The sequence below is a fragment of the Rathayibacter sp. AY1F2 genome (assembly GCF_002930885.1).
In the GTDB taxonomy this organism is placed as follows: Bacteria; Actinomycetota; Actinomycetes; order Actinomycetales; family Microbacteriaceae; genus Rathayibacter.
In genome coordinates this window covers 63,967-83,972 of sequence record NZ_PSVG01000006.1, presented here as the reverse complement: position 1 = coordinate 83,972, position 20,006 = coordinate 63,967, and the positions used below count along the sequence as shown (strand labels likewise).

The following is a 20,006-nucleotide window of genomic DNA, read 5'->3' as shown; positions in this document are numbered from 1 at the left end:
TCACAGTTCACCTCGGAACGCCCGGGCCACGGCGGACGCGAAAAGCTCGTCTTCCATGGCGAGGGCACGCGCTGACTCAGCTCGGTGAGCTTCTATCGCTTCGATATGTCTAGCGAAACTTTGCTGTTCGGCAAAGCTGACCGCCGGAAGCATTAAGTCTGCGATCTTCTCCTTCGATATGTTCTTCATCGACCCTCCCGTTCCGCTAGACATTCGACTTATTCGGTGACGGATTGTGCGGGATTGGAACAAAGCTCGATAGAATACTGGAACACTTGCCGCCTCGTGCCATTCAAACCGCCAGATTTTGTCGGGCAGAACTAAATTGTCTGCGACCTGACTTACATGAGCGACCGCGCCGACCAACTCGGCCGTGTTAGCGCGGCTCATGAGCAAGTCGCCGGCGCGAACGAAGTGAGCGATTGGTGGCTGATATTGTAAGGGCAGTGGTTTTGATTCGCTCGGACGAAATTGCCCAGTTGTCACCGCGCTGATTTTGAGCACACGATATGGCGTTTCCGCGCTTAAATCATCCGCTACCAGGTTTCGGCCGCCCGAGAGCGAGGCTATCTTGCTAAATGGCACTTTCTCCGAAGCCATGTCAGGGTCGCCGAATAGCGTCAGGAAAACGCTCTGGGGTAACGAATCGAGGTGGGCGAGCACCTCACGGCGCTTCGCCGGGAGCGCCTCGGCGCGGTCGAGAATCGCGGCGATTCGCCGTTGCTCCCTAAGCGGCGGCTTCGGCACTCGAATCTCCTTCAAATATTTGAAGTGACGTGAATAGCCAGCATTCGGAAGGTTTTGCGAGGTTAGGAAATAATAAAGGTATTTTGCATCAAAGGCGCTACCAGGCCGCAGCACCTTCACGCCGTCCGCCCCAATAGCGAATGGGAAATCGATGTACTTGAGAATCCGTGTGTGGTCACCAAAGACGATCACTGGACCAGGTGCGGAAACGCGGGAGCGACCGTCGTTCGTCCAGCCGCCGACGAGCTTTTTACTCTGATCAACGACGGCAAGTTCTCCCGCCGCAAGGAAAGCCGATGCAGGAATCTTCTGGTTTCCTGCGGAAATATCGGTTAGTGATTCAAGCAGCGGGACCGTTTCGATAGTCACGCGAGCATCGCCTTTAGGTCAGCCAATTCGTCCGCAAGTTGCGCTTCGAGGGATTCAATGTCGGCGATAATCTCTAGAGGCGATCGGTGCTCAACTTCGTCGCGGACAATCTTCTTGTAGCGACTTAGGGAGAGGTCGTAGCCCTGCGCGACAATTTCTTCCTTGGGTACGGTGAATGATTGTTCGGTGCGGGCCCGGTCATTTTCGCTGGTGCGGCGGTGTGCCCATCGGGTGAGTACATCCGGTAGGTCGTTCGCTTTGATCGCATTGCGTTTGTCGTCGAGGGAGAAGCCGTCGGCGTGTACGTCGTAGAACCAGACGTCGTCTGTGCCACCCGAATCCGTCTTCGTAAAGAACAGGATCGCGGTCGACACGCCTGCGTAGGGACGGAAGACGCCGGATGGCAGCTTGACGACCGCATCAAGTTTCTGGTCCTCCACGAGCATCCGCCGCAACGCCTTGTGTGCGGTCGACGAGGTGGAAAGCACGCCATCGGGCACGATCACGGCTGCGCGGCCGCCGGGCTTCAGTAGCTTCAGGAATAGGGCGACGAAGAGCAACTCGGTCTTCTTCGTCTTCACGATACGCTTTAGATCCTTCGAGGTCGACTCGTAGTCGAGGGAGCCGGCGAAGGGCGGGTTGGCGAGGATCAGCGTGTAGCGCTCGGCGTCGTCGCTCACGCCCTCGGAGAGCGAGTCGCGGTAGCGGATGTCGGGCGCTTCGATGCCGTGCAGCAGCATGTTCATGCTGCCGATGCGCAGCATGGTCGAGTCGAAGTCGAACCCGTGGAACATGCTTGTGTGAAAGTGCGAGCGCTGCGCCGAGTTCGTCAGCACACCGGGGTGTTCGCGCCGCACGTACTCCGATGCGGCGACGAGGAACCCCGCCGTGCCGCACGCGGGGTCGCAGATTTCGTCCGCCGGCTGGGGCGCCATCATGGCGACCATCAGCTCGATGATGTGACGGGGCGTGCGGAACTGCCCGTTCACTCCTGCGGAGGCGATCTTCGAGAGCAGGTACTCGTACAGGTCGCCGTTGGTGTCGCGCTCGGCCATGGGTATGTCGTCGAGCATGTCGACCACCCGCGACAGCAACGCGGGCGTTGGAATGGTGAAGCGGGCGTCGCGCATGTGCTCGCCGTACGTTGACCCGTCACCACCGAGGGCCTGTAGGAGTGGGAAGACCTCGTCGCGGACGACCAGCCACATGATTTCGGGGTCGTCGTTCTTGAAGCGGCTCCACCTGAGATGGTCTTGGTCCCGCCGGTAGATCGTCCGCCCGACTGATCCGCCTGTGACGCGCGCCTTCCTCTCGGCGAGTGTCTGTAGGTCATCGAGCCGCCGCACGAACAGCAGATAGGTGATCTGCTCGATCACTTCGAGCGGGTTCGAGATGCCCCCGGACCAGAACGCATCCCAGACTCGATCGATCTTGCTCTTGAGCTCTCCGGTGATCACACCCTCACCATAACCGAGCCGTGGTTGCCGCCCCCCGCCGCCGGTACGCCCAGAGCCTGCAGCATGTGACGCTCCCGACCCGGTCGCCGACAGCGGCTGGAGCTGAGGAGCCGCTGGGATGGTCCGAGGTGCGATCCAGGCGCCGGCTCGGGCTTCCCAGATCACTCGGGTCACCACGCATCGCTTCCGACTTCCGGTACGCGGCGCTGCTGTCGGCTCAGAGCGGACCGGTGCACGTTGCCCTAATCAGGTTCGGCGACCGTTGGCATCAACTCAACCCCTCTCTTGGCCACTCGTTGCGCCGACTGGTGGGTACATGGCTCGTGTTGAGCGAGCGGACGTTCCCTGCGTGCCGTTGGGTGCTGAAGTGGCTGTCAGTGCGGCAGAACGTGTCCGGTTCGTTCCCGTGCAGTTCTACCGTGCCCACTCAAAGTCGGGACCCCAGGTCAGGCGTACACCCGCCGACCTCGTGGCATCGACCCATCGCCGCGGATCGACGGGCTTCCGTTCCAGCACGAGAACCGGTTGAATCTCCTGATCTGTTGTCGTTGCGCGCCGGAGCTGTGCCGCGTAGTCGACTACCTGGCCCATACCGAGTCGAATCTGTTGTGCTTCGTCGGGGCCGCCCAGGCTTTTCACCTCCGCGATGAAGGACCGCGTCGAATCACTCCATCCGACGTCGAATCTCGGCGCCGTCCGACTCGGCCGCTCAGCGACGAGCTGACGGCGGCCGAGCACGTCGATGAATGCCGCCAGTGTTCGCTGATGAGCGATTGTTCCCTTGTCCAAGGCGGCCAGGTCGAGCTCGACCATCACTCCCGAGTGATCGGGGGTCGGTCCGAGCGTCAACGGCCCACCGAGGATGCCCTCCCCGACCTGCGGCAGGACGAGGTACTCGTCGTCGCTCTCGGGCAGCAGCAGTCGATTCCGCGCGGGAAAACCTGCACACAGGTCGGAGAAGCCAGGCCCGTCGATCACGTGTATCCGCATCCCGGCACGTCGAAGGCGCTCTGCCAGAGCCAACTTCTTGCTGTAGTGGCGCGTCTTGTCGGTCACGACCGAACTGGCCAGGTCTCCGTAGACCAGGAGCGTGACCTTGCTGGACATGTCGGTCTTCCATCCGAGAGCGCCCCGTCTCTCGGCCATCAGGACACACTCCTCGCGGACGGTCCACTCCCCGTCGACGAGGACCTTCCCGGTGAAAGCCAGGACCTCACCTCGCAGGCTTGCGATCCACTCAGGCTCCACGTCTCTCCTCCTCGAGCGACGCACGATCCCGCACAACGCTTCGCGCGTCGTGGGGTGAGACCGGCGTGTTGTTGGTTCCACCAGAACTTAGCGCCGGTGCAACTTGCCCATTGCGTCAGGGCGACATGTCTACGGCGCTTGTTGCGCCATCCACCTCGGCTGAAACGCGGCAGGGCTTCTTGTCGCGCCGCAACGCGGCGTGGGTCGTTCAAGGGGACGGGGGATACGAACGTTGCCTAGAATCTCGTCGTGTTCTCCTACCCTTTCCAGGACGACGCGGTAGCCAGGTACTTGAAAAGGTCGACCCTGATTCCGCGTGTCGCACTTGCTGTCGTCCTCCTTGTGCTCATCGTCGGCGTCGTCTTGACCTCCGTCTTCGCGGTCCGCGCAGCAGACGTGTCCGCCCAGTCCGAAGCGGCTGATGTCGCGCTCGCACAGTCGTCGGATGCGTTGTCCGACGCCGAGAGCAAGCACAAGGGTGCCCAGAACCGGGAGATCATCGAGCGAGAGAACATGGAGGGGACGATCCAGCGGAACGCGCAGACATACGATCTCGAGGTCGCTCGCGGTGTCGAGAACGGAACGATCGCCGCTCCAGTCTGGCCGGCGAGGTACGGCTACGATGCAGGGCTGAAGGCGAAGATGGACGCAGCAGACACGGCGGCGCGAGAGCCGATCATCCTGGCGACGGAGGTCGCGGACTCCGCTGAACGGCACCTCGCTGAGGTGCGCGAGGACAATGCCAGAGCTCTCGGTACTGCGGTGGCGGTGAGTTTAGATGCTGACGAGGCCCGCTCTCAGACAATCGTTACCGGAGTTGCATCGGCGATAGCGGTCGCTGTGCTCGCGACGGTGCGGTTCATCCTGGCGACGCTGACCGCCAGGGCTCGCGCAACGATGGCGCTCCAGAGCGGTTCAGGATCCGCAACCCGCCTCTGACTGCGACTGACCGCTTGAGATTCGACGCCTGCGAGCGTCAGCGGCACTGAGTCGCCATGGACGAGAAGGCTGAGTGCGCCGCCAGCTGTCCAGCCTGACCTACACGTCTCCATGTCCGCGTCCTGGAACCGACTCACGGCTCGGGGATACCTGGACGGCGCACGATGAGTGTTCCCCAAGCGTCATCGATGTCTTTGTGCCTCCCGCCGACGCACGGCATCAGCCGTCCGCGCCTCCTACTTCCGCCGATTCAGCACCTTCGTCCCCACCCCCGCGATCGCAGCCCCCACGATCGGCGCCACCAGGAACACCCACACCTGCCCCAGTGCATCCGGCCCCGCGAACACCGCGGCAGCGATCGACCGAGCCGGGTTCACCGACGTGTTGCTCACCGGGATGCTGATCAGGTGCACGAGTGTCAGCGTGAAGCCGATGGCCAGCGGCGCGACGGCCTTGTACTCGCTCTTGGTGGTGACGGAGAGGATGACGGCGACGAAGACGGCGGTCAGGACGATCTCGGTCAGCATGACCGCGCCGAGGCCGAAGCCGCCGGGGGAGGCGGCGCCGTAGCCGTTGGAGGCGAAGCCGGAGTCGCGGGCGGCGGCGAGGTAGCCGGCGGGGCCGTCGGCGGCGACGAGGAAGACCATTCCGGCTCCGACGACTCCGCCGATGATCTGGCTGACGATGTAGCCGGGGATGTGCTTCCACTCGGTCCGGCCGGCGATGGCGAGGCCGATGCTGACGGCGGGGTTGAAGTGGCCGCCGGAGATGTGGCCCACGGCGTAGATGCCGGCCATCACGGTGAGGCCGAAGGCGAGGGCGACACCGAGGAAGCCGACTCCGAGCGCGTTGCCGGAGTCGGGGAAGGCGGAGGCGAAGACCGCGGTGCCGACGCCGCCGGCGACCAGGAGGAAGGTGCCGAACGCCTCCGACGCGTAGCGCGCTCCGGCCGAGTACTGCTCGGCGTGCTCGGTGCGCTGCTCGCTCGTGGTGCGGCTGGCGGAGTGGGGGCGGGCCATGATCGTTCTCTCTCTCGGGTCGGGGGAGTGCCTGCGGGGTCACCGGGCACCGGGACACTCCAGCACCAGCCAGCCGTGCCGGAGCCGGGACGCGGAGGGCTCTCAGACTCCGTCGCTCGACCGTTCCGTGAGCGGCCTGGAGCCACTCGCTCGGCGGCCATCCCGGGCGCCCATGCACAGGCGTCCGACACCGTAGCGACTGGCCGACGCGTGCACGTCCCAGCACCGGGGACAGGCGGGAAACAGGCTCCAGGTGGCACGTGCACCGCCTCACCCACCTCCCTCTTCTCCTCCGCCCGCCTCCCTGCTACGGCGCTCTGAACCGGTTTACAAAACCGGTTCAGATGCGGCGACGAGCGAAGGAGCTCCCATGGCGGGCAGACCGACGATCCTCGACGTCGCGCGCGAGGCCGGCGTGAGCAAGGCGCTCGTCTCGTTCGCGCTCAACGACCGGCCGGGCGTCTCGCCCGACTCCCGCGAGCGGATCCTCCGCGTCGCCGCCGAGCTCGGCTATCGGCCCAGCCTCACGGCCCGCTCCCTCTCCACCAGCGTCTCCTTCGCGGTGGGCCTCGTCGTGGCGCGCGACCCGGCGGTCATCGCGGCCGACCCGTTCTTCCCCTCCTTCATCTCGGGGGTCGAGCGGGTGCTCGCCGAGCGCGGCCGCGTGCTGGTGCTCAGCGTCGTCGACCCGCTTCGACGCCATGCTGGTGCGACCTCTGGTCACGCGCCTCGTGGTCGGAGGAGAGGGCGGCCGCACCGAGCTGATCCGCAACTCCACCGACGGGGTGCGCACCACGGCGATCGGCGTCTCGGGCGGCTCCGGCACCCTGCGCGTCTACTCGCAGGACGGCGCGCTCGTGAGCGAGACGGCGCCGTCCGGAGCCGTGTCCGTGCAGCTGCCCGCGCAGGGCTTCGCGGTGCTGGTGGGCTGAGGTCGGCCCTGCTGGTCGAGTAGCCGCTACTCGATCGGCAGGGGGCGGTGAGTCCACGGAAGTCGCGGTACTCGCGTTCGAGTACCGCGACTTCTGCGTTCTCGCGGGGGCGAGGGCGGCGGGGAGGCGCGCGGCTGGGCGCGGACCATCAATTCGATGAGAGCGCTCTCTCGAAAACGCTTGACCTCTCCGCGGGGGCGTGCGTAAGCTCGCCGCACACCTCGTGAGAGCGCTCTCACATACGCGGAACAGCACGCGTGAGAGCGCTCGCAGGGGTGCCCCACCACCATCACGAAGGAGTGACCGTGCCCTATTCACGACGCACCAGGATCGCCGCGGCGATCGCCGGCGCCTCGGCCCTCGCCCTGATCGTCACCGGATGCTCGTCGGGATCCGACGCCTCCGAGGGCGGCGAGATCGAGCTGACCGTCACCACGTTCAACGCCATGGGCTTCGACGAGCTCTACGGCGAGTACGAGGACGCCAACCCGGGGATCACCATCGTCCCGAACAACATCGACACCGGCGGCAACGCGCGGACCGACGCGTTCACCAAGCTCGCCGCCGGCTCCGGGCTCGCCGACGTCGTCGCCATCGAGGAGGGCTGGCTCGGCTCCGTCATGGAGGTCTCGGACCAGTTCGTCGACCTGCGCGACCACGGCATCGAGGACCGCAAGGCCGACTGGGTCGATTGGAAGTACGAGCAGGCGACCGACCCCGAGGGACGCGTCATCGGCTACGGCACCGACATCGGACCCGAGGGTCTCTGCTACAACACGGCCGCCTTCGAGGCCGCCGGCATGCCCACCGACCGCGCCGCCGTCGCAGAGATGCTCGGCGGACCGGACGCGACCTGGGACGACTACTTCGCCGCCGGCCAGAAGTACCACGACGCCACCGGCAAGGCCTGGTTCGACCACTCCGGATTCGTCTGGAACGCCATGGTCAACCAGCTGCCCGAGGGGTACTACACCTCCGACGGCGAGCTGAACGTCGAGGGCAACCCGGAGCTCGAGGAGCGCTGGGGCCAGCTGACCGACGCCACCGCCTCCGGCCTCTCGGCCGCGCAGAAGGCGTGGGACTGGAACAAGGGCAAGTCGTTCACCGACCAGACCTTCGCCACCTTCGTCTGCCCGGGCTGGATGTTCGGCACGCTGAAGAGCAACGTCGAGGCCGGCGGCGGGAACGCCGAGGCCACCGGCTGGGACTTCGCCGACGTCTTCCCCGGCGGCCCCGCCAACTGGGGCGGCTCGTTCCTCTCCGTCCCGACCCAGTCGAAGCACCCCGCTGAGGCCGCCGCGCTGGCGTCGTGGCTCAGCGAGCCGGAGCAGCAGCTGAAGGCGTTCGAGGCGGCCGGACCGTTCCCGAGCACCCTCGACGCGCAGAAGGAGCTCGCCTCCGCGGCCGCTCCCGACCCCGGCATGAACGACTCCCCGACCGGCGCGATCCTCGCGCAGCGCGCCGAGGGCGTCGTCGCCCAGTACAAGGGCCCGGACGACTCGCTGATCCAGGAGAACGTCTTCGGACCGGTCCTGCAGAAGGTCGACCGCGGCGAGATCGACGGCAAGGAGGGCTGGAACGAGGCGCTCCAGCTCCTCGGCGAGCTCGTCGACTGATCCGGTCGGGCCGACGCCCGGGGGCTGACCCCTCCGGGACGAGGCCCCACCATCACGGGAGGTCCGGCCGCCACCGGACCTCCTGGTCCCCGTGCGGCCGGGCCGCCCGCATCCCGGGCCGCCTCGCCGCACGGGAGAAACGCTGCCGCCCGCCGGCCGAGGCCTCTCCGGCCCCGCCGCCCGCGACTCCTCCCGGCCGGCCCCGCCGCACGAGAGACTCCGGCCCCGCCGCATCCCCTCCGACTCCGACTCGACCTCGAAGAGAGCGCCATGACGAGCACACTCACCCCGCCGACCACGGCGACGCCCCCCGCGGGGAAGCGGCGCCCGGCGCCCCGACTCCCGCTGACCTTCCGCCAGCGCGCGAGCCGCTTCGACGTGAAGGCCTCGCCCTACCTCTACATCTCGCCGTTCTTCCTGCTCTTCGCGCTCACCGGAGCGTTCCCGCTGGTCTACACGCTCGTCGTGTCGCTCTACGACTGGCAGCTGCTGCAGGGCCAGGGCGACTTCGTCGGGTTCGCGAACTTCGCGGCCGTGCTCGGCGACCGCTTCTTCTGGAACTCGATCGTCAACACGCTGAGCATCTTCCTGCTCTCCACGATCCCGCAGCTCGCCGTCGCGCTGCTGCTCGCGGCCGCCCTCGACCAGGCGCTGCGGGCCAGCACCTTCTGGCGGATGAGCGTCCTGCTGCCGTACATCGTCTCGCCGGTGGCGGTCGCGCTGATCTTCTCGAGCGTGTTCAGCGACCAGGAGGGCCTGATCAACAATCTGATCGGCCTCGTGGGCATCAGCCCGATCGAGTGGACGAACGACCGCCTCGCCAGCCACGTCGCGATCGCGACGATGGTCAACTGGCGCTGGACCGGCTACAACGCCCTCATCCTCCTCGCCGCCATGCAGGCCGTGCCGCGCGAGCTGCACGAGTCGGCCGCGATCGACGGAGCGAACGCGTTCCGCCGCTTCCGCTCGATCACGATCCCCAGCATCCGGCCGACCCTGATCTTCGTGATCATCACCGCCACCATCGGCGGCCTGCAGATCTTCGCGGAGCCGCGCCTGTTCGACGTGTCGAACGCCGGCGGCATCGGCGGCTCGGACCGGCAGTTCCAGACCACCGTCCTCTACCTCTGGGAGATGGCGTTCTTCCGCCAGAACTTCGGTGAGGCGGCCGCGATCGCGTGGCTGCTGTTCCTCCTGATCGTGCTGATCGGCCTGCTGAACTTCGCGATCTCGCGGCGGATCGCCTCCGTCGAGAACCGGATCTCGCAGCGCTCGAAGCGGCGCTCCGCCCGCCCCGCGACCGCCGACGAGATCGCCGCCGCGGACCCCCTGCTCACCACCACCGGCCTCGGCCAGAACGAGAGCGAGCGATGACCGCCCCCGCCACCTCCGCCGCCTTCCCGGTGCGCCGCGTCCGCGCCTCCCGCGCCTCCCGCGTCGACCGGCCCGGCTTCCTCACCTACGGACTGCTGAGCGCCTTCATCCTCGGCTCGACCTACCCGCTGTGGTGGTCGTTCGTCGTGGCGAGCGGCTCGAACGCGACCCGCAGCGAGACCCTGCCGCTCGTCCCGGGCGGCAACTTCCTCGCCAACGCGTCGCAGGTGCTGACGGCGATCCCGTTCTGGACGGCGCTGCTGAACAGCGTCATCGTCTCGGGGATCATCACGCTGTCGGTCGTGTCGTTCTCGACGCTCGCCGGCTACGCGTTCGCGAAGCTGCGGTTCCGCGGGCGCGACGGCCTGATGATCGGAGTGGTCGCCACCATGGCGATCCCGACGCAGCTGGGCATCATCCCGCTGTTCATCCTGATGCGGCAGCTCGGCTGGACCGGCTCGCTCGGCGCCGTGATCGTGCCGACGCTGGTCACCGCGTTCGGCGTGTTCTTCATGCGGCAGTACCTGGTCGACGTGATCCCGGACGAGCTGATCGAGGCGGCGCGCGTGGACGGAGCGAACCAGTTCCGGACGTTCCTCACCGTCGCGGTTCCCGCCGCGCGACCGGCGATGGCGATCCTCGGGCTCTTCACGTTCATGATGGCGTGGACCGACTTCCTCTGGCCGCTGATCGTCCTCAGCCCCACGAATCCGACGCTGCAGACGGCGCTCGCGCAGCTGCAGTCGGGCTACTACGTCGACTACTCGATCGTGCTGGCCGGCGCCGTGCTCTCGGTGATCCCGCTGCTGGTGCTGTTCCTGCTCGCCGGACGCCAGCTCATCGCGGGCATCATGAGCGGAGCGGTGAAGGGCTGACGCCCGGAGACTCCCGCGGGACCGGGTCGGGGGGACATCGGACCGCGGGACGGGGGCCTCGGGCCCGGGGCCGTGGTGCTCCGGGTCCGGGGGTCGGGGGCTGCGGTGAGGGATCGGGCAGTGCACTGGGCGGCCGGTGGGTTCGCGACCCGGCCGGTCGTCGTGCTCGGCTCATCCCGACCACTGCCGCGCAGGATCCCGCCGATCATGCCCCGTTCGAGACCTCCAGGCCCGACCTCCCGCCGCCTAGGCTGGCGCGGAGGAGGCGACATGGAGCCGAAGGACCCGCGCGACGAGGACCCCTCGAGCGGGCCGACGCAGCCGCGTCCAGGGGACGGGCCGACGCCGTCGGAGCAGGCGCTGCGCGCCATCCGCGACGTCGCGAACGGGGCGGATCCGACGAGCGAGGCGTTCCGGCTGTCGAACGACTTCACCGACCGGCAGGCCGAGCGGCTCCGGAGACTCCTCGCGCGCTTCCGCCGCGGGCGCTGACGGGCGCGAGGCTCCCGGCCTCCGCCAGTGCGCGACCGATCGCCGTGCGCCGGTCGCGCCGGTGATCGCCGAGGCGGCGCCCCGACCGCCCGGCGCCACCCCGAACGGCCTCGATCCGCGCCCTCGCAGGCCGCGGACTCACTCCGCCGGCCCGCTCCGCCGCCCCGCATCACCCCCGAATGGCCGCGATCCGCGCCCCTTCACGCCGCGGACGCCCCGCACGAGCCCACTCCTCCAGCGCTCGGCTAGCCTCGGAGGCACCCGCGAGGAAGGCCCGCATGACCCACGACACCGCTTCGGCCGCCCCGACCCTCGAAGCCGTCGCCGCGCTGGCCGGAGTCTCCCGCGCGACGGTCAGCCGGGTCGTCAACGACTCCCCGCGCGTGAAGGACGGCGCCCGGACGGCCGTGCTCGCCGCGATCGAGCAGCTCGGCTACGTGCCCAACCGCGCCGCGCGCTCCCTCGCCAGCCGCCGCACGCAGACCGTCGCGCTCGTGGTGCCGGAGTCGGCGGCGAAGGTGTTCGCGGATCCGTTCCTCGCCTCGGTCGTGCAGGGCGCCGCGATGGCCTTCGCCGGCACCGAGTACACGCTCACCATCGTGATCGCGTCCGAGGCGGCGCCCGAGAAGACGCGGCGCTACCTGCTCGGCGGCAACGTCGACGGCGCGCTCGTCGTCTCGCACCACAGCGGCGACCACTCCTACGCGCAGCTCGGCGCCTCGCTCCCCGTGGTCTTCGGCGGGCGGCCGCTGACGGAGGAGGGCGGCAGCTACTTCGTCGACGTCGACAACACCGGAGCGGCGCGCACGGTCACCGAGCACCTCCTGGGCCTCGGCCGCACGGCCCCCGCGATGATCGCGAGCCGCCAGGACATGCCCGCCGCGATCGACCGCTTGGCCGGCTGGCGCTCGGCCGTCACCGCCGCGGGGCTCGACGACTCGCTCGTCGAGTACGGCGACTACTCGCCCGAGGACGGCGCGACCGCGATGCGCCGTCTGCTCGACTCCGGGCGGCCGATCGACGCGGTCTTCGCCTCCAACGACCAGATGGCGGCGGGCGCCCTGACGGCGCTGCGCGAGCGCGGCCTCACGGTGCCGGGCGACATCGCGCTCGCGGGCTTCGACGGCGACTACTTCGCCGAGGCGAGCGAGCCGCGCCTCACCACGGTGCGCCAGCCCTCCACGGGCCTCGGCGAGGCGATGGCGGACGTGCTGGTGCGACTCCTGGCCGGCGAGGAGGTGCAGCGCGTGACGCTGCTGCCGACCGAGCTGCTGGTGCGCGGCTCCACGGTCGCGGGCGCGTGACCCCGCGCTGAGTGCGCTGACCCGTTCGCTGAGTCGCCCGGATCGGCTCCCCGTTGCGGTGTGTCGCGAGCCGATCCGGGCGACTCAGCGCTGGACGGGCTCGTCGGGGATCTCGAGCAGGTGGAAGGGGCCCCGGGGGAGCGGGCCTGTGCTCCACAGCGCGACGACGGCCCAGCCGAGGTCGGCGTGCGCGACGGCGCCCTCGGGCAGGGTCCGGGTGAAGAGCGCGTAGTCGATCCCGTCGAGGGGGAGGGGGCTCACGCCCCACGCGGGCCGGTCGGCGGCCAGCTCCTGAGCCCGCGCCTCCGCCGCCACCATCGCCGCTCGCGTCCGGTCCCCGGGCAGGCCGGCGGGGATCACCGAGAGGAGGAGCGAGCCGATCGCGAGCGTGGCCGTCGCGACCGGGTCGGTGACCACTCCGTGCACCGAGCCGCGCGGCCCGAGGCGGACACCGGTCAGCCGCAGCGTCCGGACCGAGTACGAGCTGCCGTCCCGCTCGGCGCGGACCGAGAGGTCGTCGACGGGCCCGTCGTCCGTCCGCCCGCTCCCGTCGACGGACCACGGATCGGAGACGGGGACCAGCGCGCGCACGCCCTCATCCGACTCCCTGCGGCGCCGCCGGTCAAGAGGCGCAGGGCGAGGATCCGTGCTGTGGTGCTCGGATCGGCCGGCCGTTCCGGCGTGTCGTGAGCAGATCCGGGCACCTCAGTGCGGAGGCGCGGAGGCCCGCAGGCGCTGCTCAGAACTCCTCGTAGTTGTAGGGCTCCGGGTCCTCGTCGATCACGGGGCGCGCGATCGTGGCGCGGTTGCTCTTGATGCGGGAGCGGATGTCCTCGACGGCGGCCTCGACGGCGCCGGTGGTCGACTCCTCGTCCTTGATGGAGACCTCGACGGGGACGGCGACGAGCTCGCTGCTCGCGTCGAGCGTCATCTTCGCCTCGATGAGCTCGCCGTCCTCGGTGAACGCCGGGACCGTGACCGCTTCGGAGTGCTCCTGGCGGTCGATCGCGGTCACCAGGTCGAGGAGGGCCTCGGTCACGGCGTCGGTCGTCACGAAGCTCTTGGAGGCGTAGGTCAGCTGCTGCATGCCTCCACTCTCCCGAACGGGAGCGCCCCTCGCGCGGGGTTGCGCCTCGTCGGCCCAGCCCGTAGCGGAGGGGCAGCACGACCGGCGCGGGCGCGAGGAGTCAACCCTCTAGGCCGCGATCCGGGCGTCCGCTTCCCTGGTGGCGGGGCCTCGGGAGGAGGCGCGGGGGTCTCGGGATCCCGGGGCCCCGGCACTCGATCGGGAGGGGACCGGATGCGGCGTCGGGGACTCCGCGGCGACCGGGCGTTCCAGGGCGGCCTCCTGATCGGAGTCGGCCTCATGGCGGCCGTCGACGAGATCGTCTTCCACCAGATCCTCGCCTGGCACCACTTCTACGACCGCTCCACTCCGGCGATCGGCCTTCTCTCGGACGGGCTGCTGCACGCGGCCGAGATCCTCGCGCTCGTCGGCGGCGGCTTCCTGCTCGCCGACGCCCGGCGCCGATCCGCTCTGCGTCCGCGCACGGCGTGGGCCGCGGGGCTCACAGGGGCGGGACTGTTCCAGCTGTGGGACGGAGTCGTCGACCACAAGCTGCTCCGCGTGCACCAGGTCCGCTACGACGTCGACCTGCTCCTCTACGACTCCGCCTGGATCGCCTCGGGAGCGGTGCTGCTCGCGGCGGGGCTGCTCCTCCTGCCGCGGCGACGGCGTGCGACGGCGTGACCCCGCACGCCGACCACTCCCTGCTCGACCCGGGCCTGCTGCTCCTGGTCCCGCTGGCCGCGGCGGCGGCACTCGGAGGGGGCGCCGCGGCACTCGAGCGGCGGCGCGGACGGCCGTGGCCGCTCCACCGCACCGCCCTGCTCCTCGGCGGGCTCGCGACCGCGGCGCTCTGCTTCACGGGTCCGCTCGCGGAGTGGTCGCACGCGGATCCGCGCGGGGCGATGCTGACGCACCTGGTCCTCGGGATGCTCGCGCCGCTCCTCCTGGTGCTCTCGGCCCCCGTCACCCTGGCCCTGCGCGCGCTCGACGTCACGGCTGCCCGGCGGCTCTCGCGGCTGCTCCGGAGCCGCCCGGCCCGTCTCCTCGCCCACCCCGTGACGGCGCTCCTGCTCTCGACGGGCTCCCTCTGGCTCGTGCACGCGACCGGACTGCTCGCCGCCGCGCACGCGGATCCGCTGCTGCACCTCGCACTCGGCGTGCACTTCCTGCTCAGCGGCTGCCTGCTGACGGCGGCGCTCGCCGGAGTCGATCCGAACCCGCACCGCGCCCCGTTCGGCCTGCGCCTGGGGGTGCTCGGAGCGGGCATCGCCGCGCACGGGCTGCTCGCGACCGTGCTCTACGCGGAGGCTCCGGACGAGACCGGACGCCAGGCGGCGCTCCTGCTGTTCTACGGAGGCGACCTGCTCGAGACGGCGCTCGCCGTGGTCGTCTGCGCCCGGCGCTTCGCGGCGACGGCGCCCCGGCAACCCCCTCCGCCGAGCGCGCCCTGCTCCCTACGCTCGGACGCATGCTCCTCATCTTCGGGACCCGAGCCGTCGAGGACCTCCTCCGGACGCTCGTCTTCGTCTGCCGCGTCTGCGGGCAGCGCGACGAGCAGCGGATCCTCCGCCGCCGGACGCGCCTCTCGCTCTTCTTCGTCCCCGTCCTGACCGTCTCGACCCGCTACCTGCTCGAGTGCTCGCACTGCGGCACCGTGTCCCCGATCAGCAAGGAGGAGGCGCAGGGCTCCGTCCGCTGGGCCGGCAACTCCGACCAGTGACCGCCCCGAGCGGGAGGCTCCCGCGGTGCGCTCAGCGCACCGGAGCCGGTACCGCCACGGGACGCGCGGCGACCGCGGCCGCGCGCCGCGTCGCCCAGTTGTTGAGCAGCAGCGCCGTCACGACGATGGCCGCGCCGAGCAGGGCGACGGGCCCCGGCCGGTAGCCGCCCGCCATGCTGATCGCGAAGGTCGTCACCGGGACGAGGTTCTGGAAGAGCGTGCCGTTGAGGGCGCCGAGCAGCTTGATGCCCGTGTTCCACAGCAGCACGGCGACGACGCCGGCCAGGAGGATCAGGTAGGCCAGCTGCGGCCAGGCCGCGAGCACCTCGGCCCCGGTCGGCGGGTGCGCGGAGCCGGTGGCCGTCGCCACGGCGACCGCGACGGCGATCGAGGGGCAGCCGAGCGCGGTGGTGAGCGTCGAGTACCGCAGCGCCGACCAGCCGGGGAACGCCGCGGCTCCGCGCGTGTAGACGACCCAGCAGATCGCTCCGAGTAGGGCGAGCAGCTCGCCGAACCCCAGCTCGCCGTCGAGGAGGAGGGCGACGTCGCCGCGGGTGACGACGAGCGCGACTCCGGCGAGCGCGAGCAGGATGCAGCCGACGGTGGCGGCAGGCGGCAGGCGACGCGCGCCGATGCTCGCGAGCACCGCGCCGATCGCGGGCATCATCCCCATCATCAGGCTGACGTTCGGGGCCGAGGTGAACCGCAGAGCCGTGAAGGCGAGCAGGCCGAAGCCGGCGAATCCGGAGGCGCCGAGCAGCGCCAGCCGCCACCCGCGGCCGTCGAGCCGGAAGGCGCGGAGCCCCTCCGCCCGGGCGAGCAGCAGGGCGAGGACGACCGCGGCGGCCGTGTAGCGGATGAGGGTCATGAAGAAGGAGTCGACCGTCGCCGCGATGCTGTCCGCGACCGGGAGCATGCCGCCCCAGAGGATCGGCGGGATCAGGCAGAAGAGCAGACCTCGCGACCGCATGGCGCCCCTGACCCGTCGGGTGCGGCCGCCCCGGGCGGGGGCCGTCGCTCGATGGTGGACCCCGGCGGCTCGACGCACAAGAGCGCCGCCGACCCCCGAACGGCCCGTCGCGGGGCCGAGCGGAGAGGGGTGCGCCGGGTGTGGAGGAGGCTCGGCGAGCCGACTGACCTGATACGACGAGGACGAGGGAGCCGCAAGGACCTTGCGTGGCCCCTTTAGGGTGACAAAATTCACTTGCTTCCATCATCTCCGTGCCCCTAGGTTGATCGCAGCACCCCCCGATGCTGTCCTCTGTCAGGCCCTGCTCCGATCCCCCCGTCGGACGCCGATCCTCACTCGGGTCGCGCCCACCCCGGCGACGACCTCCGTTCCGCGCGGGCGCTCATCAGCGCACATCGGCCCCCGGCCGCGGAGAGGAACAGTCATGAGCACACAGCCCGGCCACGGCGCGGACGAGCCGGCGGCTCCCCGTCGCCGGGCGACCTGGGAGGCGCACGACGAGACGGCCTCGCGCCCGCTCTCGGGACGCCGTGCCGCCCGCTCCGGGCGCGAACGGGTCTCCGCTCCGCGCCGCCTCGCGTCCGCGACGCCTGCCGGAGCGGTGACGGTTCCAGCCGCCCCGACCGCGGTGCTGGAGCGTCCGGCCGCCCCGTCCGCGGTGGTCGAGCGACCGGTCGTGCCAGCCGCTGTCCTGGAGCGTCGGGCTGCGCCGACCGCGCTTCCGGCCGCGACGGCCGCTGTCCTGGAGTATCCGGCCGCCGCGACCGCCGTCCCGGAGCGTTCGTCCGCCGCTACCGCCGTCCCGGAGCGTAAGGCCGCCCCGACCGCGCTCCTGGAGCGCTCGGCCGCCCCGACCGCGCTCCTGGAGCGCTCGGCCGCCCCGACCGCGCTCCTGGAGCGCTCGGCCGCCCCGACCGCGCTGCTCGAGCGTCCGCCGGCCCCCACTGCGGTCCTCGAGCGCACCGGGCTCCCCGCCGTCGACGCCGACCGGCTCCCTCCGGCATCCACCCCGATCGCCGGCACGCGCCCCCGCAGCGGCCGCCGCGCTTCGTCGCGCATCGGCGACCTGGTCGCCGCCCTCCCCGCCCACAACGAGGAGGCCGGGATCGCCGCGGCGATCGAGGGCCTGCGCCGGCAGACCTGGCCGCCGGACCGGATCGTCGTCATCGCCGACAACTGCACCGACGCCACGGTCGAGATCGCTCTCGCGCACGGCGCCGAGGTCTTCGTCACCGTCGGGAACAGCCACAAGAAGGCGGGCGGCCTCAACCAGTTCCTCGCCGAGGTCCTCCCGGGGCTGCAGGACGACGACCTGGTTCTCGTGCAGGACGCCGACTCCGCGCTCGACCCCGGGTTCCTCGAGATCGCCCGCGGCAGGCTGCACGGCGGCATCGGCGCGGTCGGAGGAGTGTTCCGCGGCGGCGAGGGCGGCGGCTTCGTCGGCCACCTCCAGCGCAACGAGTACGCGCGCTACGCCCGCGACGTGCTCCGGCTGAACGGGAAGTGCCTCGTCGTCACGGGCACCGCGGCCGTGCTCCAGGTCGCCGTGATGCGCCGCATCAGCGCGGCCCGCCTGGCCGGCTCCCTCCCCTCCGGAGACGGCATCGGCGGCATCTACGACACCACCGTCCTCACCGAGGACAACGAGCTCACGTTCGCGATCCGCCACCTCGGCTACGACGTGCTGAGCCCTGCCGGCTGCACCCTCGTCACCGAGGTCATGCCGACCTGGGGAGACCTCTGGCGTCAGCGCCTGCGCTGGAAGCGCGGAGCGGTCGAGAACTGCGTGCAGTACGGCTTCACGCGGGTCACGGCTCCCTACTGGGGGCGCCAGCTGCTCACGATGCTCGGATGCATCATCACCTACGTCTACCTGGCCACGATCGTCTACGCCGTCGGCTGGGGCGAGCTGAGCCTCCAGCCGTTCTGGCTGGCCGTCACCGCGATCTTCGTCGTCGAGCGGATCGTGACGGTCCGCGACCGCGGCTGGCGGTACATGCTCGCCGCCGCGTCGATGTACGAGCTCGTCGTCGACCTGTTCCTGCAGGTCGTCCACACCAAGGCCTACCTGGATGCGCTGACACGCCGTCGGCGCGACTGGTGAAACAGAGAGAGAGACATGTACAACCACATCGGAACAGCCGCCGGAGCCGGAGTCGGTGCCGGAACGCTCGCCATGACCGGGTTCGACTCGGTCTGGCTGGCACTCGCGGCCTTCGCCCTCATCGCTGCGGGGACCGCCGTCCTGCGCATCGCTCCTCGCCGCAAGCGCGAGGTCTGAGACACGGTGGCGGGCGGGGGACAGCCCGCGCCCGTCACCGTCCCACGACCGCCGTCGCCGCGGAGGTCCGGCTCGCGGTGGAGTAGCCGGTCTTCGTCCCGGCGACGGTCAGCGTGATCCGCTTCCCCGCCTGAGCCTTCGTGAGCGTGAACCGCGGCGACGTCGCTCCCGCGATGGCCGCGCCGTCCGCCTTCCACCGGTAGGTGAGGTTGACGGGGGTCGGCGTCCACGGACCCGGAGCTGCCGTGAGCACCGCTCCGACCCGGGCCGTGCCCGTGACGGTCGGCGTCGCGGCGCCGAGGGTGCCGGCGGCGACCGGTGCGGTCGGCTGCGAGGTCGTCGGGCCGGAGCCGTCGGCGGCGCTCACCGTCACGGTCACCCGCTTGCCGACCGCGGAGGAGGGGACCACGAGATCCGGACCCGTCACTCCCGCGATGTCGACGCCTCCCGCCGCCCAGCGATGCACGAGCGGTCCCGTCCGGCCGGCGGAGGAGGACAGGGTCGCGCCCACCGCGGCGGTCCCGACGACGACCGGAGCCGGCGCCGCGTCGGACCGGTAGACCGCGACGTGGTCGACGAGCATCGTCCCGCCGGAGCTCTTCGGAGCGGCTGCACTGTCGCACCCGCACACGCCGTTCGGCAGCCCGCCCCCGATGGCGAGGTTCAGGATCAGCAGCACGTCGTTCGGGACCGCGGCCTGCCACGCGGCCGTCCCCACCTCCGACTCCCGCACCACGTGCCGGGTGACGCCGTCGACGAGGAACTCCACGCGCTCGTCGCCGGGCACGGTCCGGTCGAGCAGGGCGGAGTAGCGGTGGAACCCCGTCACGCAGGACGCGCAGTCCAGCATCCCGCTCGTCCGGCCGGCGGGCTCGTCGCAGGGGCCGCCGTCCGGCGCTCCGCAGTGCAGCGTCTGGATCACCTGGGCGGTGCCGTTGACGGCCTCGAGCATGTCGAACTCGCCGGTCGCGGGCCAGTCGATGACGGCGTTCGCGTCCCGCCCGAGAGCCCAGAAGGCGGGCCAGTAGCCGGTGGCCTGCGCGACGTCCGGCAGCTGGATCGAGGCGGTCATCAGCAGTCGGCCGCCCGCCGGCGCCGAGAACGACTTGTCGGCGGTGACGATCCGCCCGGAGGTCCATGCTCCGGCGGAGTCGCGGAGGGCGCGGATTCCCAGAGCGCCGCCGCCCGTGAGGAAGACGTTCGCCGTCGACGCGGTCGTCCGGTCGACCGCCCCGGTGCCCCAGGTGCCGACCTCGTGCTCCCACTGGCTCCCGACCGGCGCGCCCGCCGGCCCGGTGAAGTCGTCGCGCAGGAGCGTGGTCCAGCCCGGGGCGTCGGCGGGTGCCGCCGTGACGGCCTGGCCGGCGGACGAGGCGGTCGGAGTCGTGGACGCCGGTGCGAGGGCGGCGACCGCCTGCGGGGGTGTCGCCGCCAGCACTCCGAGGCACAGGGCTGCGAGGGCGAGGGCGAGTCGCGGCCGGTCGAGGAGTCGTGAAGGCATGGCGAGTCCTCTGCGTCGAAGGGGCGCGCAGCTGCACGCGCCTCGACGCTAGTGAGGAGTACTCGCTCTCCCCCCACCCTCCAGGCGGGGTGA

General features: G+C 70.4%; 20 protein-coding genes and 1 pseudogene. 13 read left to right on the top strand and 8 right to left on the bottom strand.

The genetic code is table 11. The features are described 5' to 3' along the window. The 3 genes from C5C54_RS06840 to C5C54_RS06830 all read right to left on the bottom strand — a co-directional run bounded on the left by C5C54_RS06840 (position 1) and on the right by C5C54_RS06830 (position 3,821). A complete protein-coding gene (locus tag C5C54_RS06840) occupies positions 1-1,116 on the bottom strand; it encodes a restriction endonuclease subunit S (protein ID WP_104288021.1) in 1,116 nt (371 codons plus the stop codon). Further along, complete coding sequence (locus C5C54_RS06835; RefSeq protein ID WP_104288020.1) at positions 1,113-2,573, bottom strand: class I SAM-dependent DNA methyltransferase; 1,461 nt, start codon at positions 2,571-2,573, stop codon at positions 1,113-1,115. The genes C5C54_RS06840 and C5C54_RS06835 overlap by 4 nt, the downstream gene beginning before the upstream one ends. Before the next feature lie 414 nt (positions 2,574-2,987). Further along, entirely contained in the window at positions 2,988-3,821 is an 834-nt protein-coding gene (locus C5C54_RS06830) for a hypothetical protein (protein ID WP_104288019.1), read from the bottom strand. 249 nt (positions 3,822-4,070) lie between these two features. Here C5C54_RS06830 and C5C54_RS06825 point away from each other — a divergent pair, with 249 nt between their 5' ends. Beyond that, positions 4,071-4,760 carry a hypothetical protein gene (locus tag C5C54_RS06825; RefSeq protein WP_104288018.1) on the top strand — a complete coding sequence of 230 codons (690 nt, stop codon included), beginning with the start codon at positions 4,071-4,073 and terminating at the stop codon, positions 4,758-4,760. A 236-nt stretch (positions 4,761-4,996) separates the two neighbouring features. On the opposite strand, the gene aqpZ is transcribed toward C5C54_RS06825, so the two are convergent. Further along, entirely contained in the window at positions 4,997-5,779 is a 783-nt protein-coding gene (gene aqpZ, locus C5C54_RS06820; RefSeq protein ID WP_104288017.1) for an aquaporin Z, read from the bottom strand. Positions 5,780-6,149: 370 nt separating this feature from the next. Between aqpZ and C5C54_RS18255 the strand changes: the two are divergent. The 7 genes and pseudogenes from C5C54_RS18255 to C5C54_RS06790 all read left to right on the top strand — a co-directional run. Next, positions 6,150-6,242, top strand: a pseudogene (locus C5C54_RS18255) (LacI family DNA-binding transcriptional regulator); the annotation flags it as partial. A 238-nt stretch (positions 6,243-6,480) separates the two neighbouring features. Beyond that, a complete protein-coding gene (locus C5C54_RS18250) occupies positions 6,481-6,711 on the top strand; it encodes a hypothetical protein (protein ID WP_258063257.1) in 231 nt (76 codons plus the stop codon). A gap of 305 nt (positions 6,712-7,016) precedes the next feature. Then, positions 7,017-8,327 (top strand): ABC transporter substrate-binding protein, encoded by a 1,311-nt coding sequence (locus tag C5C54_RS06810; RefSeq protein WP_104224001.1) that lies wholly within the window; start codon positions 7,017-7,019, stop codon positions 8,325-8,327. Positions 8,328-8,597: 270 nt separating this feature from the next. Beyond that, positions 8,598-9,701 (top strand): carbohydrate ABC transporter permease, encoded by a 1,104-nt coding sequence (locus C5C54_RS06805; protein WP_104247219.1) that lies wholly within the window; start codon positions 8,598-8,600, stop codon positions 9,699-9,701. Further along, entirely contained in the window at positions 9,698-10,576 is an 879-nt protein-coding gene (locus C5C54_RS06800; protein ID WP_104288015.1) for a carbohydrate ABC transporter permease, read from the top strand. Before C5C54_RS06805 ends, C5C54_RS06800 begins: the two co-directional genes overlap by 4 nt. A gap of 270 nt (positions 10,577-10,846) precedes the next feature. Further along, a complete protein-coding gene (locus C5C54_RS06795) occupies positions 10,847-11,068 on the top strand; it encodes a hypothetical protein (protein WP_104288014.1) in 222 nt (73 codons plus the stop codon). A gap of 278 nt (positions 11,069-11,346) precedes the next feature. Next, positions 11,347-12,372 (top strand): LacI family DNA-binding transcriptional regulator, encoded by a 1,026-nt coding sequence (locus tag C5C54_RS06790; protein ID WP_104288013.1) that lies wholly within the window; start codon positions 11,347-11,349, stop codon positions 12,370-12,372. Positions 12,373-12,456: 84 nt separating this feature from the next. On the opposite strand, the gene C5C54_RS06785 is transcribed toward C5C54_RS06790, so the two are convergent. Together C5C54_RS06785 and C5C54_RS06780 are read right to left on the bottom strand one after the other, a co-directional pair. After that, positions 12,457-12,963, bottom strand: a complete 507-nt coding sequence (locus tag C5C54_RS06785; RefSeq protein ID WP_104288012.1) for a hypothetical protein — start codon at positions 12,961-12,963, stop codon at positions 12,457-12,459. A gap of 148 nt (positions 12,964-13,111) precedes the next feature. Continuing rightward, entirely contained in the window at positions 13,112-13,459 is a 348-nt protein-coding gene (locus tag C5C54_RS06780; protein WP_104223965.1) for a hypothetical protein, read from the bottom strand. 213 nt (positions 13,460-13,672) lie between these two features. On the opposite strand from C5C54_RS06780, the gene C5C54_RS06775 reads away from it, so the two are divergent. Genes C5C54_RS06775 through C5C54_RS18510 form a run of 3 tightly spaced genes read left to right on the top strand, consistent with a single transcriptional unit; the run spans position 13,673 to position 15,161 of the window. Beyond that, positions 13,673-14,122, top strand: a complete 450-nt coding sequence (locus C5C54_RS06775) for a DUF2243 domain-containing protein (protein WP_104268776.1) — start codon at positions 13,673-13,675, stop codon at positions 14,120-14,122. Continuing rightward, complete coding sequence (locus C5C54_RS06770) at positions 14,119-15,051, top strand: cytochrome c oxidase assembly protein (protein ID WP_104268775.1); 933 nt, start codon at positions 14,119-14,121, stop codon at positions 15,049-15,051. Before C5C54_RS06775 ends, C5C54_RS06770 begins: the two co-directional genes overlap by 4 nt. Continuing rightward, positions 15,003-15,161 carry a hypothetical protein gene (locus C5C54_RS18510; protein ID WP_374953265.1) on the top strand — a complete coding sequence of 53 codons (159 nt, stop codon included), beginning with the start codon at positions 15,003-15,005 and terminating at the stop codon, positions 15,159-15,161. Before C5C54_RS06770 ends, C5C54_RS18510 begins: the two co-directional genes overlap by 49 nt. A 31-nt stretch (positions 15,162-15,192) precedes the next feature. Here C5C54_RS18510 and C5C54_RS06760 read toward each other — a convergent pair whose 3' ends face one another. Beyond that, complete coding sequence (locus C5C54_RS06760; protein ID WP_104223969.1) at positions 15,193-16,131, bottom strand: DMT family transporter; 939 nt, start codon at positions 16,129-16,131, stop codon at positions 15,193-15,195. A gap of 424 nt (positions 16,132-16,555) precedes the next feature. On the opposite strand from C5C54_RS06760, the gene C5C54_RS06755 reads away from it, so the two are divergent. Further along, positions 16,556-18,235 carry a glycosyltransferase family 2 protein gene (locus C5C54_RS06755; protein ID WP_104288011.1) on the top strand — a complete coding sequence of 560 codons (1,680 nt, stop codon included), beginning with the start codon at positions 16,556-16,558 and terminating at the stop codon, positions 18,233-18,235. A 15-nt stretch (positions 18,236-18,250) separates the two neighbouring features. Continuing rightward, positions 18,251-18,412: a hypothetical protein gene (locus tag C5C54_RS17905; RefSeq protein ID WP_167305255.1), complete on the top strand. Its 162-nt coding sequence runs from the start codon at positions 18,251-18,253 to the stop codon at positions 18,410-18,412. Between the two features lie 34 nt (positions 18,413-18,446). On the opposite strand, the gene C5C54_RS06750 is transcribed toward C5C54_RS17905, so the two are convergent. Next, positions 18,447-19,913: a family 16 glycosylhydrolase gene (locus C5C54_RS06750; protein ID WP_104288010.1), complete on the bottom strand. Its 1,467-nt coding sequence runs from the start codon at positions 19,911-19,913 to the stop codon at positions 18,447-18,449. Between the last annotated feature and the right edge of the window lie 93 nt (positions 19,914-20,006).

Bases quoted from the DNA above. Each gene is read 5' to 3' on its own strand.
- C5C54_RS06750 (WP_104288010.1), bottom strand. From the start codon at position 19,913: ATGCCTTCACGACTCCTCGACCGGCCGCGACTCGCCCTCGCCCTCGCA.
- C5C54_RS06775 (WP_104268776.1), top strand. From the start codon at position 13,673: ATGCGGCGTCGGGGACTCCGCGGCGACCGGGCGTTCCAGGGCGGCCTC.
- C5C54_RS06780 (WP_104223965.1), bottom strand. From the start codon at position 13,459: ATGCAGCAGCTGACCTACGCCTCCAAGAGCTTCGTGACGACCGACGCC.
- C5C54_RS06805 (WP_104247219.1), top strand. From the start codon at position 8,598: ATGACGAGCACACTCACCCCGCCGACCACGGCGACGCCCCCCGCGGGG.
- aqpZ (WP_104288017.1), bottom strand. From the start codon at position 5,779: ATGGCCCGCCCCCACTCCGCCAGCCGCACCACGAGCGAGCAGCGCACC.
- C5C54_RS06755 (WP_104288011.1), top strand. From the start codon at position 16,556: ATGAGCACACAGCCCGGCCACGGCGCGGACGAGCCGGCGGCTCCCCGT.
- C5C54_RS17905 (WP_167305255.1), top strand. From the start codon at position 18,251: ATGTACAACCACATCGGAACAGCCGCCGGAGCCGGAGTCGGTGCCGGA.
- C5C54_RS18250 (WP_258063257.1), top strand. From the start codon at position 6,481: ATGCTGGTGCGACCTCTGGTCACGCGCCTCGTGGTCGGAGGAGAGGGC.
- C5C54_RS06800 (WP_104288015.1), top strand. From the start codon at position 9,698: ATGACCGCCCCCGCCACCTCCGCCGCCTTCCCGGTGCGCCGCGTCCGC.
- C5C54_RS06760 (WP_104223969.1), bottom strand. From the start codon at position 16,131: ATGCGGTCGCGAGGTCTGCTCTTCTGCCTGATCCCGCCGATCCTCTGG.
- C5C54_RS06795 (WP_104288014.1), top strand. From the start codon at position 10,847: ATGGAGCCGAAGGACCCGCGCGACGAGGACCCCTCGAGCGGGCCGACG.
- C5C54_RS06790 (WP_104288013.1), top strand. From the start codon at position 11,347: ATGACCCACGACACCGCTTCGGCCGCCCCGACCCTCGAAGCCGTCGCC.